Genomic DNA, 14809 nt, shown 5'->3' on the forward strand with positions numbered 1-14809 from the left:
TAGCAACGCGCCTCGGGGGAGTTTTCCCCACTTTATCCACAGCAGCGCTCATGCCCGATCCACAGGGTTATCCACAGGGGAATCCCGTTCATGCGTGGTGGAACCGGTCAGCAGCTGCGAGCAAGGCGATAGCGCCGCGCTCTTCACTTGTTTCCCCTTGTGAGGCTCGCACAGTCAGTTGTCTGGGAGTTGAGGCTCGCGTACCCGATTTCTGCCGAAAGTAAACCATTGTGGACGCAATAGCGCTCTTTTCCTGGCCCGATAACAATCGAGAAGAATCTGGTGCGTCATGCGCTTGGTTTCACGTGAAACACTGCCTCGCGGCGTGCACGTGGCGAGTGCTGTTACGACCCATCCGGCGCGAGCCCCTCCGAAGCGACCGGCATCACATCCACAGGCAGCCGCTACAGTATCCACAGCTTTATCCACAGCGCTTTCCACAGGTCCTTCCAACATCGCCGCTGCGTAGTGCGGTGAGTTTCGAGGTGCAACAGGCACGCAAGTCAGTCGTGCGCCAGACAGCTGGCGGCCACGCCACCTCGTCCCCTGGTACGCCAACCGATGAAGCGCCCCTGGCTCAGTACTCAACAAGCCTGCACGCTGGCGGTGCTTGAACTCTAGATTGCCTGAAGTCCTTCCGTTCGGGCGTTCGCTACAAGGACTTTCGGTTCCGCTTGGATAAGAGAGGCGATTCACGGTACTTGCAGGCCGCCATCAGCCGTGGGACAAAAGCTCCAGTGCAAGTCCAGCCTTTTCGGCCCGGGTTCCGGGTCCAGGAGGAATAGACCCAACAAAAACCAGGGGGTGCCGCGATAGAAGCCCCGGCTGGAGAGTCTGTCATACGGACCGACAGATCGAGCATCGTAGATCCCAACCGACCGAGCCACCAACACGACCAGCCTAGGCACAACCTTGGAACCCAAGGTAGTGGAGGCGCGAACCAGCAATTACCCGCCATAAGACACGGACCCCTTACCTTTCGCGGCGGCAACCTCCTGTGAAGCACATGGCCCATGTTTCACGTGAAACCGACGAGCTCCCTTGTGCAAGAAGACGGGAGCTAGGACTCCTGCTTCTTGGAAGGGCACGGGTATCCGGTCCCGAGCCGCCGGTGTCATCCGGCTTGCCTCACTGTCGTTAGGACCGAACCGGCAGTCTGGGCGCACTGCGCTGCCCGCATCCGTGTGATCAATAGGCCTGATCACTCTCGACCAACCGTCGGGCCATAACTTCCAAAAGTGAACTGGGGGCTGTCGTGCTCTCGCCGACAAGGGGGAGAATCCGGTTGCACTAGTGTTGTTGCGCCTGCCGCCGGGGCTTGACGCCCCGGAGAAGCGCCGGCACCGGGGTGTTGCACGTCGAAGACGCCAGCGAGACGGAGCACGCCCTATTCGATTGGATCCCCCATTGCAAAATAGGTGGTTCCATCCTCGGACCGAGTGGACAACCAACTCGATAGAGACCAGGCCCGCATTGCTACATTTTTGTTCAGTTGATTCGTACGACAGATCTAGATGCCGAGGGGTCTGCAGTCTGAGGGCGACATGGGCCAGGACTACACTCCGCCCTTGGGGCCCCGCAGGACCCGTACCGCATTGTTTCACGTGAAACCGCAGCACCAAACATTGCAGTGGGTGCGACGGCGGGGTAGCGGTGGCGGCAATTTCTCATGAGTGGGTACCGTGAAGCCATGGCACTCCACGAGCGCAAACCCACCAAATCGCCTCGCCAACAGCTAGCGAAGGGATCCTCGTCGCGTCGGACCAATGCACGCTGCGGCTTCGCAGGTACCAACCCATCCGTCTAAGCCATTCACTTATGTTCCCATTCGCAGCTGGATCAGGACGCATCCCACCCCAGCGCAGGGCCGCTACTCGGTTCGAGCACGAATTCACTGGCGCGGCTTTCCGCTTCTGGCCAATTGCTCCCAGCCAGCCACTGCCGCATGTCCCTTGCCATGCGCACTCTAGTCCTGTGAAAAATGTCTTGGAAGGTATCACCACCAGATAGCCAAACCGGCGATTTTGCCTCGAGGAGGAGGGCACGATGGTAGTTTCCGTCGCGCTAAGTCGCGCTAAAGCGGACCGACCGTAAGAAGCCCATCAGGAGTGCCCGTCCCAGCAACAGACCCGTGGAGGTGTGGTCCCATCGCTGGGGAGGCTCGTCCCTTCAGAGATGAATGTTTCACGTGAAACCGCATCGATCGACATGCAAAAGGAACGTTGGGCGCATGCTAAGAAGACGAATCGCAAGGGGTCGGGTAGAGGGCAGTAGGTCCTAGGAGCATCCGTCTCGAGCCAACAGCGCCCGCAAACACACGGAACTAATAGGACGAGTCCGAAGCTGGACAACTACCGAACACGAAGGGGAAAGGCTCTGTTGCAGGTGCGAACGAACGCCGGACACCGCCAAGACGAAATGACTCCACCGGGAAACAACGGTACCCAGGGACTTTAGCTATCTGCTCCAGGCGCGAGAACATCCATGATCCGGTTAAGATCCTCGACGCTGGCGAATTCGATGCTGACGCGACCCTTACGGACACCAAGGGAAATCTTGACGTTGGTGTCCAAACGGTCGGAAAGCGAAGAAGCCAAGTAGTCCAGTCGCTCGTGGCGGGCACCTGGACGCGGGATGTTGTTCTTCGCGGGCTTGGCGGGATCCTGATAGAGGGTCACAGCTTCTTCGGTGGCCCGTACGGACATCCCCTCCGCCACAATGCGCTGAGCCAGCCTCTCCATTGCTGCTGCGTCAGGGAGGGCCAGGAGGGCGCGTGCGTGGCCTGCGGAGAGCACGCCGGCAGCAACACGGCGCTGGACAAGGGGAGGGAGCTTCAACAGGCGCAGCGTATTCGACACCTGTGGACGTGAACGGCCAATGCGATCTGCTAGCTGCTCATGGGTGGTGCCGAAGTCTTCGAGGAGCTGCTGGTAGGCCGCTGCTTCTTCCAACGGATTCAGCTGGCTCCGGTGCAGGTTTTCCAGCAGGGCGTCCCGCAGGAGGTCGTCGTCGGTGGTGTCCCGGACGATTGCTGGAATAGTTTCCAGTCCTGCAGCCTGTACCGCACGCCAGCGGCGTTCGCCCATAACGAGCTCGTACGGCTCGCTACCGGGTTCGGTTGAATTCCGCACCACAATTGGCTGCAGGACGCCGATTTCCCGAACAGAGTGGACCAGCTCGGCCATGTCGTCTTCATCGAAGACAGATCGAGGCTGCTTGCGGTTCGGATGGATGTCGGTCACCGGGATCTCGGCGAAGCGGACGCCCGGAACCTCTACCAGGTCAACGCCGTTGTCCATGTCAGGTATGTTGCGGGATCCAGCGGACTGAACTTCCGGCGCGGCGGCGGGCTCGGCATCCGGGGACTCTGCCGGTTCTGGAGCCTTCTTTGCTCCGGTCTTCGACTTGCCTGCACCGTTGGCGCGGGCATTGGTCTTCGAACCCGATCCATTCGAGGCGGAAGTTGCCGGACCAGATGCCCGCTTAGACGTGGCAGACTTGGCTGCAGTGGGTTCACTGAAGCCGTTGTTTGACGGCTCGGAAGCAGCTTCAGCTGCCATGGAGTCAGCAGCACTTACGGTTGGAGATTCCTCTACGGGTGCCGGGTCGGCAACGTCCTCGGAAGTGTCCGCTTTCCGGCGCCCCTCCGGAAAGAAGAGATCGACAGGGCGCGCAACTGCTGTTCCGTTTCCCGACCCGTTTGCACTGGCGGAACTCGGAATCAGTGCGCCAAGACCGCGGCCTAGGCCCCGTCGCTTCTCGCTCATGGATAAATCCCTCCAGTGGAAGAGCCAGGACCTGCCGGACTCCAGTTGTTGCAATTCTTGAAGATTTTAGCGTTCTGCTATTTCCGCAGCGGCTTCCAGGTAGGACAGCGCGCCACTGGATGAGGGGTCATAGGTCATTACCGTCTGCTGATAGCTCGGAGCCTCGGAGATCCGGACCGAACGGGGGACCACTGCGGACAGGACCTGGTCCGGGAAGTGCTGGCGTACCTCGGCGGCGACCTGCGCGGCAAGGTTCGTGCGGCCGTCGTACATGGTCAGCAGAATGGTGGAAACCTCGAGGTCCGCATTGAGGTGTTTCTGGATCATCTCAATGTTCTTGAGCAGCTGGCTCAGGCCCTCCAGCGCGTAGTACTCACACTGGATGGGGATGAGGACTTCGTTGGCTGCGCAAAACGCGTTGACGGTCAGAAGGCCAAGGCTGGGAGGGCAGTCGATGAAGATGTAATCCAGGCGTGGTTCGCCGTTTTTCTCGCGGACCTTCGCATAAACGTCTATGGCACGGCGCAGCCGCTGTTCCCGTGCCACCAGGGACACCAGTTCGATTTCCGCCCCGGCCAGGTGGATGGTTGCCGGCGCACAGATAAGGTTTCCGATGTCCGGGCACTGGGCAACAACGTCGGCCAAGGGGACATCGTTGATGAGGACGTCATAGATGCTGTCCACATCAGAGTGGTGTTCGATGCCAAGCGCCGTCGACGCGTTGCCCTGGGGATCGATATCGATGACCAGAACATTAAGGCCGGCAGCTGCCAAGGCAGCAGCTATGTTCACTGTGGTGGTTGTCTTACCTACGCCGCCCTTCTGGTTGGACACGGTGAAGATGCGTGTCTTTTCCGGACGCGGCAGCTGCCGGCCAACCAAGCGCTCGCGCCGGCGGGTTTCGTGGGCCAGTTCGCGCGCGATGGGACTGGAATCATCAATGGCATCGATGATGTTTCCCCTACCTGAAGAGGTTGTTTCACGTGAAACCAAGACGGGGGAAGCGGCTGCCTTACCCCGCTGGTTTGCCAGTACACCGGATGCACCAGAGGCAGTCCCAGCGAAAGAACGTGCTGACCCCAGAGACACAAACGGGGGTATCCGTTGTGTGGAGGCTTCGCTACTGGTCACTGGGGCACACTCACTCTCGTTCAGCTATTTTTGCTGCCGTTGACTAGCCTAACTGCTTACCCCGGCAGACTACGGCTGCCGGGCCAAGACTAGGGCTTCTTTTGGGACTTGTTTACAACGATGCGTACCAGGGTGGTGGGCTCTTCCAAGAGGTTGTCCCCAACGGTCAGCACGGATGTCTCCACGCCGCCCAGCTTCCGGATGATTTTGGCTGCCTTCTCGATTTCCTCGCCTGCGCTCCTGCCCTTGATCGCAACCACTTCTCCCTTGCCTGCGAGCAGGGGAATGGTCAGTCCGGCGAGATTACTCAGGGCAGAGACGGCACGTGCAGTCACAACATCGGCGTTCACGTGTCCCACTGCCAACTCCGCGCGGGTGCGCATGACCGTGACATTGTCCAGGCCCAGATCATCCACCACTTCCTGCAGCCAGATCACCCGGCGTTCCAGCGGCTCGATCAGGGTCAGTTCCAGGTCCGGACGGGCAATGGCCAGGCAGAGCCCCGGGAGTCCGGCTCCGCTCCCGACGTCGGCAACATGGCTTCCCTGCGCTATCTCGCTTTCGATGACAGCACAGTTCAGGACGTGCCGGCTCCAGAGCCGGGGAATTTCCCGGGGGCCGATCAGGCCGCGTTCGGTTCCTGACGTGGCAAGATGCTCCACATAACGCTTAGCGAGGTCCAGGCGGTCGCCGAAAATCTTCTCAGCTGCCAGAAGTTCAGCTGGAGTGATGTCAACCATGATTAGCGAATCAGCAATTCTCTAGTCCGCGGACACAACAATGTGGCGTCCGGCGCCTTCGCCCTCGGACTCGCTCACCAGGCCGAGGTCCGCAATGGCGTCGTGCACGATCTTGCGTTCGTAGGCGCTCATCGGCTCCAGGGCCACTGCCTGGCCGGTCTTCTTCACAGCCGCTGCAGCATCTTCGGCAATCTTCTGCAGGTGGCCGGTGCGCTCCTGCCGGTAGCCGTTAATGTCCAGCACCAGGCGGGAGCGGTTTTCCGTGGCAGAGAGCACGGAGAGCCGGGTCAGTTCCTGCAGGGCTTCAAGGACTTCGCCGTCCTCACCCACCAGGTTGTCGAGGCTGTCCGACTCCTCCTCAGTGACGATGGAGATGTAGGTACGCCCGTTGCGGACTTCAATGTCGATATCACCGTCGATGTCTGCAATGTCCAGCAGCTCCTCAAGGTAATCCGCTGCAACGTCTCCCTCTTCCTCCAGCCGGCTGGCTGAGGAAGCTTTGGGGGAGGAAGGGTCCTGGTCCACGGACTCGTCCTGCTCGTCGACGATCTCTTCAGAAAGGGCCCGTTCGGTGCTCTCGGCTGACATTACTTCTTCTTCCTGTTCTTGCGTTGGGGCTGGGTGCGCTGTCCTTTTGCCTGAGCTACCGCCGCGGCAGCGGCAGCTGCGTCCGCGTCGTCATCCTTCTTGCCGCTCAGGATCGAAAGGGCGGGAAGCCCCTTGGCGGCACGGCGCTCGGCGAGGGCCTTCGCTGCCGGGGATCCCGGTGTCGGCATACGGCGGATGACAAAGAACTGCTGGCCCATGGTCCAGAGGTTTGTGGTGGTCCAGTAGATCAGGACACCAATGGGGAAGTTGATGCCGCCCACGCCGAAGACGATGGGCAGGATGTAGAGCATCATCTTCTGCTGGCGCATAAAGGGGCTGGCCATGGCTTCTTCAGACATGTTCTTGGCCATGATCTGCTTCTGCGTGATGAACTGCGACGCCGTCATGGCCAGGATCATCACAATGCTCAGGACCACGACGGCAACGTTGGTGGCACCGCCGTGAAGCAGTGCGGCAGACAGCGGAGCACCGAAAATGCTGGACTCATCAAACTGCACCACTTGCTCCTGGCTCATGGCACCGATGCCTTTGCCCTGGGTCTTGGCGGAACTGATGCCGGAAAGGACCTGGAACAGCGCGAAGAAGAAGGGCATCTGGATCAGCATGGGGAGGCAGGCTGAGAACGGGTTGGTCCCGTGCTTCTTGTACATCGCCATCTGTTCCTGCGCCATGGCCTGGCGGGACAGCTGGTCAGTCTTGCCCTTGTACTTGTCCTGGAGCTTCTTCAGGTCCGGCTGCAGCAGCTGCATGCCGCGTTGCGCCTTGATCTGCTTCACGAAAACAGGAATCAGGGCTGCCCGGATCACCAGCACCAGTCCGATGATGGACAACGTCCAGGTCCAGCCGGATGCTTCCGGCAGGCCGATTGCGCTCAAGCCCTCATGGAATCCCACCATGATGACGGACACAAGCCACTTGAACGGAAACATGATTGTTTCAAAGAAGTCCATACTTATCCCTATTCGTCAGGCCGCAGAGCGGCCTTCTCCATCAGTCCGAGCAGCCAGGTACTTGTCCGGGTTGTTCAGCACAACAATTGTGGGGGTCTGGCTGGCAGGCCATTCCCGGTGCCCGGCGGGGACGCGGTCCACACCACCGGCGTTCCATGGGTGGCATCGGCCAAGGCGGCGGACGGCGAGCCAGCTCCCCTTGACGGCACCATGGACAGTGATCGCTTCAAGGGCATAGGCCGAGCATGAAGGAAAGAATCTGCAGACCTGGCCGTACAGGGGAGAAATCACCTTGCGGTAGGCGTTCAGCAGAAGAATGAGGATACTACGGGGCAGGTTCCAGAGGAACAGCGCCGCGGCGGCAAGGACAGGATGGAGATGGGTGACGACGACGGCGGTGGCGTTACGCACGCGGTGTCCCCTCCTGTGTTGTACCGGCTGAACCGTTGGCGGCAGCCCGGGAGCGGCCGGCCAGCCGGGCCATTGTCGACTCCAGTGCAGCGTTGTAATCCGACAGCAGCTGGTCCCAGCTGGCGGAAGCGGACGCAGGCAGCGCCCTGACCACTATGGCAAACCCGGTACCGTACTCGCGCAGCGAGGCAGCACCGGCTTCCCTCAGTCTCCTCTTAACGAGGTTCCTGACCACAGCGTTCCCAACACCTTTGGAAACAATGAACCCGATCCGGCTGGGTTCGTCAGCAGCAATGGCTGCCGCATATAACACTACGTTCCGGCGTCCATTGCGGACACCGGAACGTACAGTTGTTGAAAAATCGGCTGCACTCCTTAAACGGTTGCGGGTGGCCAGCACCTTAAACTCGCAAAGAAATGTCTACCGACAAGTCAGTTATTTACGCCGACAGCTCAGTACGGCCCTTGCCACGACGGGCTGCCAGGATGGCGCGGCCGGCACGGGTACGCATACGAAGGCGGAAGCCGTGCTTCTTGGCTCGACGGCGGTTATTCGGCTGAAAAGTCCGCTTGCTCACGTTAGTTACTCCAGTGGATCAAAGGTGCGCCCACCCGATCAGTATGGGGAAGAACTGGCCGACGCTAAGTTTTGTATATGTACGCTTCCCCCGGCTGCTCACACGCACTGCGTTTGAGAGGTTCAGATGGGGCCAAAAAGCGGACACAAAGGACTTCACAACGTTAGGGCAATTCAGGGGTCCCAGTCAAACCGGGGCAGGCCGCGGGCGCTATCCCCAGCTGTGGCAAACGCGCCGTACAAGCCTGTGGATGAAGTGGCTCACAAGCTGCTTTTCAGAACCACAACCGTGTAATTATCCACAAGCTACTTGCCAGCTATCTTCTAGGCTTTTCATCCCCTAGAGTTGCCCAGTAGCCGATTATCCACCTGCTGTGCATAACCCTGTGGATGAAGCTGAACCAGATCGTGGTTCCGTGCTGGCGGCTGCAGGCAATGCAGGCAAAGCAAGTTTTGAGGGAACCCATTGATGACAGTAGACGAAGCCAACCACGCCAATACTGTCGGAAGTTCCTGGCGGCGCGTTGTCAGTTTGCTGGAGCAGGACCACCGTGTTTCCCCGCGGCAGCGTGGCTTTGTCATCCTGGCCCAGGCCCAGGGCCTGATCGGTTCCACCCTCCTGGTGGCCGTGCCTAATGAGCTCACCCGGGAGGTGCTGCAGACCCAGGTCAAGGACGCACTGGACGATGCGCTGCACAACGTCTTCTCGGAGGACATCAGGTGTGCCATCGACGTGGACACGGACTTGGTGCCCATTCACGAAGAGCCGGAACCCGTCGTCGAACCTTCCTTCTCGCCGGACCAGCTGATCGAACAGAAGCCGCAGCCGATGCTGCCCAGCACCTCGCATGAGTTCGGCCGGCTGAACCCCAAATACGTTTTCGACACGTTTGTGATCGGTTCGTCCAACCGCTTTGCCCACGCTGCCGCCGTCGCGGTGGCCGAGGCGCCGGCGAAGGCCTACAACCCGCTCTTCATCTACGGGGACTCCGGCCTGGGAAAAACCCACCTCCTGCATGCGATCGGCCACTACGCCCGGCGGCTGTACAGCGGAATCCGCGTGCGGTACGTCAACTCGGAAGAATTCACCAATGACTTCATCAACTCCATCCGTGATGATGAAGGCGCCAGCTTCAAGACCACCTACCGCAACGTGGACGTGCTGCTGATTGATGACATCCAGTTCCTGGCCGGCAAGGACCGGACGCTGGAGGAGTTCTTCCACACCTTCAACTCGCTGCACAACAACAACAAGCAGGTGGTCATTACCTCGGACCAACCGCCGAAATTGCTCGCGGGGTTCGAAGACCGCATGAAGTCCCGTTTCGAGTGGGGCCTGCTGACGGACATCCAGCCGCCGGAACTCGAAACCCGTATCGCCATCCTCCGCAAGAAGGCCCTCAGCGAGGGTCTTTCCGCTCCGGACGACGCCCTCGAATACATTGCCTCCAAGATTTCCAGCAACATCCGTGAACTTGAAGGCGCCCTGATCAGGGTCACGGCGTTCGCCAGCCTCAACCGCCAGCCGGTGGACGTTGCCCTGGCCGAAATGGTGCTCAAGGACCTCATTACCGACGACGGCGCCCAAGAGATCACCTCCAGCCAGATCCTGCAGCAGACGGCCGAGTACTTCAAGCTCAGCATGGAAGAGCTCTGCAGCAAGTCCCGCACCAGGACGTTGGTCACCGCACGCCAGATCGCCATGTACCTGTGCCGGGAACTGACGGACATGTCACTTCCGAAGATCGGCCAGGAGCTCGGCGGCCGCGACCACACCACCGTGATCCATGCAGACCGCAAGATCCGTGAACTGATGGCCGAGCGCCGTGTGATCTACAACCAGGTGACCGAGCTGACCAACCGGATCAAGCAGCAGCAGCGCGATTCCTGAGGGCGTCTCTATACCTTATTAACAGGTGCATGTGGATAAGCCTGTGGATACTTAAGGGGACAACCGCGGTTAATGGGCTTAAAACCCTTAAGCTGCCTGTGGATCGGCAAAAATGCCAAAATTCTTATCCCCATCCACACCCTGTTTAAAACCTGCTCCACCCACAGCCCGTGAACAGGGCTTAACCGCCGGATCCCGCGGCGCAAGGCAGTTATCCACAGTTTCCACAGCAGTTATTAACACTACTAATCCCAAAAAATTGAAGTCCCTCAAACAACAAGATCAATCCGGCCGCCCCGCACGGAAGGGTCCGCCGGCCCCACGGGCCAGCGCAGCTCAACTGGGGATGGGTTAATCGCAGATCTTCCGGCTAAGCTGTCAGCAGCGCTCCCATCCTTGGGATTCTGCGTGGTTCAGCCAGCACGGACCATGCAAGTTCACGGGTGCGGAGCCCACTCCCTGGCTTCCTGCGGGAAGTTTCCGGACCAACAAAGCAGCAGCAATGAAAGGCGGCACCCTTCCGTGAAGTTCAGAGTCGATCGGGACGTCCTGGCAGAAGCCGTCACCTGGACAGCCCGCTCGTTGTCTCCGCGGCCGCCCGTTCCCGTCCTTTCCGGCCTCCTCTTGAAGGCTGAAGCAGGCACGGTCAGCCTTTCGAGCTTCGACTACGAAACCTCCGCACGCCTGGAGATCGCCGCCGACATCCGGGACGAGGGGACCATCCTGGTCTCCGGACGCCTTCTCGCGGACATCTGCCGCAGCCTGCCTTCGGCACCGGTCGACGTCGAAACGGACGGCAACAAAGTCACCCTCACCTGCCGTCGGAGCAGCTTCCACCTGGCCACCATGCCCGAAGCGGAATACCCGCCCCTTCCCGCCCTTCCGGCAGTCAGCGGAGCGGTTCCCGGCGATTCATTTGCCCAGGCCGTCTCCCAGGTGATCATTGCTGCCAGCAAAGACGACACCCTCCCCATCCTCACCGGCGTGCGGATGGAGATCGAAGACGACCTGATCACCCTGCTCGCCACAGACCGCTACCGCCTGGCCATGCGCGAGGTGCCCTGGAAGCCGGCCACCCCTGGCATCTCCACCAGTGCGCTGGTCAAGGCAAAGACCCTCAACGAAGTAGCCAAGACGCTCGGCAACAGCGGCGATATCCAACTGGCCCTCTCCGACGATGACAGCAGGCTGATCGGGTTCGAGAGTGGCGGCCGCACCACAACGTCCCTCCTGGTGGACGGCGACTACCCCAAGATCCGGTCGCTTTTCCCGGACTCCACGCCAATTCACGCCACTGTCCAGACCCAGGAACTCGTGGAAGCCGTACGCCGCGTATCACTGGTGGCCGAGCGCAACACCCCCGTCCGTTTGGCATTCACCCAAGGCCTGCTGAACCTGGACGCCGGCACCGGTGAGGACGCTCAGGCCTCCGAGGAACTGGAAGCCCAGCTTTCAGGCGAGGACATCACCGTGGCCTTCAACCCGCACTACCTGGTAGAGGGCCTCAGCGTGATCGAAACCAAGTTCGTCCGCTTCTCGTTCACCACCGCACCCAAGCCCGCCATGATCACGGCACAGGCAGACGCGGACGGCGAAGACCAGGATGATTACCGGTACCTCGTGATGCCGGTCCGGCTCCCCAACTAGTCCCCATCGGCTCCCAGCCTTCGCAAGCTCAGGCCGGGCCCCTCGCCGATGGGGCCCCAACCACCGCCAGCCTCGCCTCGCAAGCTCCGCCATGCAGAAAGAGAACCCGCATCATGCACATTGGACTGATCGGCCTTGGCAAAATGGGATTCAACATGCGCGAACGCCTGCGCAAGGGCGGCGTTGAGGTCACCGGTTATGACCGGAATCCGGACGTCACGGACGCCGGTTCCATTGATGAGCTCATCGCAGCCGTCCCCGCCCCCCGGCTCATCTGGGTGATGGTGCCCGCCGGTGACATCACCGATGCCGTTATCAAGGAGCTCAGCGAAAAGCTGGACGAGGGGGACCTTGTCATTGATGGGGGCAACTCCCGCTTCACCGAAGACCAGAAACACGGCGAACTCCTGACCGCCAAAGGCATCCGCTTCGCAGACTGCGGCGTCTCCGGCGGCGTCTGGGGGCTGGAAAACGGTTACGGCCTGATGGCCGGCGGAGACGCCGCGGACATTGAACGCGCACTTCCGGTTTTTGACGCCCTCCGCCCCGAGGGTGAGAGGGCTGACAGTTTTGTCCACGTGGGCGGAATCGGGGCAGGCCACTATGCCAAGATGGTCCACAACGGCATCGAGTACGGCCTGATGCAGGCTTACGCCGAGGGCTACCAACTGCTCGCCTCAAAGGACATCATCAACGATCTGCCGGGTACTTTCCGCGCCTGGCAAAAAGGCACGGTGGTCCGGTCCTGGCTGCTGGACCTCCTGGTCAAGGCACTGGACGAGGACCCCGGACTGCAGAATATCGACGATTACGTCGAAGACTCCGGCGAGGGCAGGTGGACTGTGGAAGAAGCCATCGCCAATGCCATTCCCGCGCCGGCCATCACCGCCGCTCTTTTCGCCCGGTTCGAGTCCCGCGAGGACAGCTCTCCCGCCATGAAGATGGTGTCCGCCCTTCGCCATCAGTTCGGCGGGCACGCCACCCGCCCCGCCAAGTAGCAGCCAGCGGGAACCTGCCAGGTTCCCAGAATTGCCGAAAACCGCGTGTACATAGAACACCTCTCGCTGACTGATTTCCGCAGTTACGCCCAGGTCGACCTTGCCCTGGGCCCGGGCGTCACCGTTTTGGTGGGATACAACGGGATCGGCAAAACCAACCTGATGGAAGCCATCGGGTACCTGGCCACGCTCAGCTCGCACCGCGTCAGCTCCGACGGCCCGCTCCTGCGGTTCGGCACGGAGCGGGCCCTGGTCCGGGCCAGGCTGGTCCGCGGCGGGCAGATCACGGTCCTTGAACTGGAAATCAACGCGGGGCGGGCCAACCGGGGCCGGATCAACCGCAGCAATCCTGTCCGGGCCCGTGATCTGTTGGGCATCTGCCAGACGGTGCTCTTCGCGCCGGAAGACCTGGCCCTGGTCAAAGGTGATCCTTCGAACCGGCGGCGTTTCCTGGATGAGCTCCTCGCCAGCCTGGTCCCGCACCATGCTGCCACCCGCAGCGATTACGACCGTGTCCTGAAGCAACGCAATGCCCTCTTGAAGTCCGCCCGGGCGGGCAAGTTCACATCAGCGCATGAAGCAACGTTGGATGTGTGGGACCAGCACATGGCCCGAGCCGGAGCTGAACTCCTGCATGCCAGGCTTGAACTGGTGGAACGCCTCCGCCCGCACCTTGCGAGAGCGTATTCAGAGCTCACCGATGCCTCAAAGCCGGCTGACGCCGTCTACCGTTCCACGCTCGAGAACCAGATGGACGACGACGGCGCCCCGGAGTTGCGCGGAGCCGGCAACGGAGCGGGCGGTACGTCAGCCGAAGCCGAGGACCTGCGCGCCCTCAGCGTTGAGGAGCTGACGGAGCGCTATGTGCGGGCCTTCGCCGATTCGCGGCGAAAGGAGCTCGAGCGCGGCATCTCGTTAGTGGGCCCCCACCGCGACGAGCTTGAACTGATCCTGGGCCAGGCACCGGCCAAAGGGTATGCGTCCCATGGTGAAACGTGGTCCATGTGCCTGGCATTACGCCTTGCTTCGTACTATGTGATGCTCGACGATGCCCGGACCGGCGGTTCCGCGCCCATCCTGATTCTCGATGACGTTTTTGCCGAACTGGACGTGCAGCGCAGGCGTAAACTGGCGGCAATAGTCTCGGGTGCGGAACAGGTCCTGGTGACCGCCGCCGTCGACGCCGATATCCCGGAGGAACTGTCCGGACGGCGGGTGAAGGTCATCGCGGGAGGAATCGATGAGTAGGGACGATAACGACGCCGGCCGCCAGCCCGGCCGCGAGCCCGACAACATCGATGCACCGCAGGCAGCGCTGAACAGGATGCGTGAGGCCGCCGCCGCCCGCGGCGAGATCCGCCGGGCCGCTGTGCGCCCTGGTTCCCAGAAAGCGAAACGCGGAACCAGGGATACCCGCGGTTTCAGCCAGTTCCACGCCACCGGGCGTGATCCCCTTGGCCTGGGAAAAGTGGTGGGCCGCCTGGTGGCCGAGCGCGGCTGGACCTCGCCGGTTGCGGTCGGCTCCGTCATGGCTGAATGGGCCACCCTGGTGGGCCCCGAAATTTCGGCGCACTGTACGCCGGAAAGCTTCACTGACACCACCCTTCACGTCAGGTGTGATTCAACAGCCTGGGCCACGCAGCTCCGGCTCCTCAGCATGAGCCTGCTCGAGAAATTCCGGGTGGAGCTGGGCGACGGAGTGGTGACGAGCATCCAGGTCCTGGGCCCCTCCGCGCCGAGCTGGCGCAAGGGTGGCCGGACCGTCAACGGCCGCGGACCCCGGGACACGTACGGATAGCCCGCCGCCGGACTCTTGATAATCCTCTGTTTGGCGTGTAGCGCCCTGGAAGGACCAGAGGGTGTATAGGCCCCCGCAGGCGTGAGTTTTGGAGCGCCCTAGGCGCAGTCTACGGCCTGCAACAGGCATATCGACCTCCACCCACGGCCCTCCGAATGCGGGAATCCGGCCTGTTTCGCGGTAGAATCGTTGCAGATAACTGGGCGCCGGTGAAACGTTGACTGAGTCCGTTCTCCGCACGCTTCCAGCGAACGGATTTCGGATCCCACCATCAGCTAGTAGCCGGCGCC

At 61.2% G+C, this 14809-nt stretch carries 13 protein-coding genes; 5 read left to right on the top strand and 8 right to left on the bottom strand.

All coding sequences use genetic code 11. The features are described 5' to 3' along the window. Window positions 1-2453 precede the first annotated feature (2453 nt). From AC5RVY_RS13570 to rpmH, 8 genes are all read right to left on the bottom strand, one after another. Window positions 2454-3767: a ParB/RepB/Spo0J family partition protein gene (locus AC5RVY_RS13570; RefSeq protein WP_493955232.1), complete on the bottom strand. Its 1314-nt coding sequence runs from the start codon at window positions 3765-3767 to the stop codon at window positions 2454-2456. A 66-nt stretch (window positions 3768-3833) separates the two neighbouring features. After that, a complete protein-coding gene (locus AC5RVY_RS13575) occupies window positions 3834-4898 on the bottom strand; it encodes a ParA family protein (protein ID WP_493955233.1) in 1065 nt (354 codons plus the stop codon). Window positions 4899-4987: 89 nt separating this feature from the next. Continuing rightward, the gene (gene rsmG / locus AC5RVY_RS13580) at window positions 4988-5638 is read right to left on the bottom strand and encodes a 16S rRNA (guanine(527)-N(7))-methyltransferase RsmG (RefSeq protein ID WP_493955234.1); all 651 of its coding nucleotides are present in this window, start codon (window positions 5636-5638) and stop codon (window positions 4988-4990) included. A 21-nt stretch (window positions 5639-5659) separates the two neighbouring features. After that, entirely contained in the window at window positions 5660-6226 is a 567-nt protein-coding gene (locus AC5RVY_RS13585; RefSeq protein ID WP_493955235.1) for a Jag family protein, read from the bottom strand. Beyond that, window positions 6226-7197 carry a membrane protein insertase YidC gene (yidC, locus tag AC5RVY_RS13590; protein ID WP_307613021.1) on the bottom strand — a complete coding sequence of 324 codons (972 nt, stop codon included), beginning with the start codon at window positions 7195-7197 and terminating at the stop codon, window positions 6226-6228. Before yidC ends, AC5RVY_RS13585 begins: the two co-directional genes overlap by 1 nt. Window positions 7198-7212: 15 nt before the next feature. Further along, on the bottom strand, window positions 7213-7608 hold the full coding sequence (yidD, locus tag AC5RVY_RS13595) for a membrane protein insertion efficiency factor YidD (protein ID WP_493955236.1): 396 nt from the start codon (window positions 7606-7608) through the stop codon (window positions 7213-7215). Further along, window positions 7601-8008, bottom strand: coding sequence for a ribonuclease P protein component (rnpA, locus tag AC5RVY_RS13600; protein WP_493955237.1), 408 nt, complete (start codon window positions 8006-8008; stop codon window positions 7601-7603). Before rnpA ends, yidD begins: the two co-directional genes overlap by 8 nt. 40 nt (window positions 8009-8048) lie before the next feature. After that, window positions 8049-8186: a 50S ribosomal protein L34 gene (gene rpmH / locus AC5RVY_RS13605; RefSeq protein ID WP_003800212.1), complete on the bottom strand. Its 138-nt coding sequence runs from the start codon at window positions 8184-8186 to the stop codon at window positions 8049-8051. 468 nt (window positions 8187-8654) lie between these two features. On the opposite strand from rpmH, the gene dnaA reads away from it, so the two are divergent. From dnaA to AC5RVY_RS13630, 5 genes are all read left to right on the top strand, one after another. Next, window positions 8655-10076, top strand: coding sequence for a chromosomal replication initiator protein DnaA (gene dnaA / locus AC5RVY_RS13610; protein WP_493955238.1), 1422 nt, complete (start codon window positions 8655-8657; stop codon window positions 10074-10076). Window positions 10077-10598: 522 nt separating this feature from the next. Then, complete coding sequence (dnaN, locus tag AC5RVY_RS13615; RefSeq protein WP_493955239.1) at window positions 10599-11723, top strand: DNA polymerase III subunit beta; 1125 nt, start codon at window positions 10599-10601, stop codon at window positions 11721-11723. Between the two features lie 113 nt (window positions 11724-11836). Beyond that, window positions 11837-12721, top strand: coding sequence for a phosphogluconate dehydrogenase (NAD(+)-dependent, decarboxylating) (gnd, locus tag AC5RVY_RS13620; RefSeq protein ID WP_493955240.1), 885 nt, complete (start codon window positions 11837-11839; stop codon window positions 12719-12721). Between the two features lie 45 nt (window positions 12722-12766). Beyond that, the gene (recF, locus tag AC5RVY_RS13625; RefSeq protein WP_493955241.1) at window positions 12767-13969 is read left to right on the top strand and encodes a DNA replication/repair protein RecF; all 1203 of its coding nucleotides are present in this window, start codon (window positions 12767-12769) and stop codon (window positions 13967-13969) included. Continuing rightward, a complete protein-coding gene (locus AC5RVY_RS13630; protein WP_493955242.1) occupies window positions 13962-14519 on the top strand; it encodes a DciA family protein in 558 nt (185 codons plus the stop codon). The genes recF and AC5RVY_RS13630 overlap by 8 nt, the downstream gene beginning before the upstream one ends. Window positions 14520-14809: the final 290 nt, after the last annotated feature.

The organism is Arthrobacter sp. Ha26 (assembly GCF_059091705.1).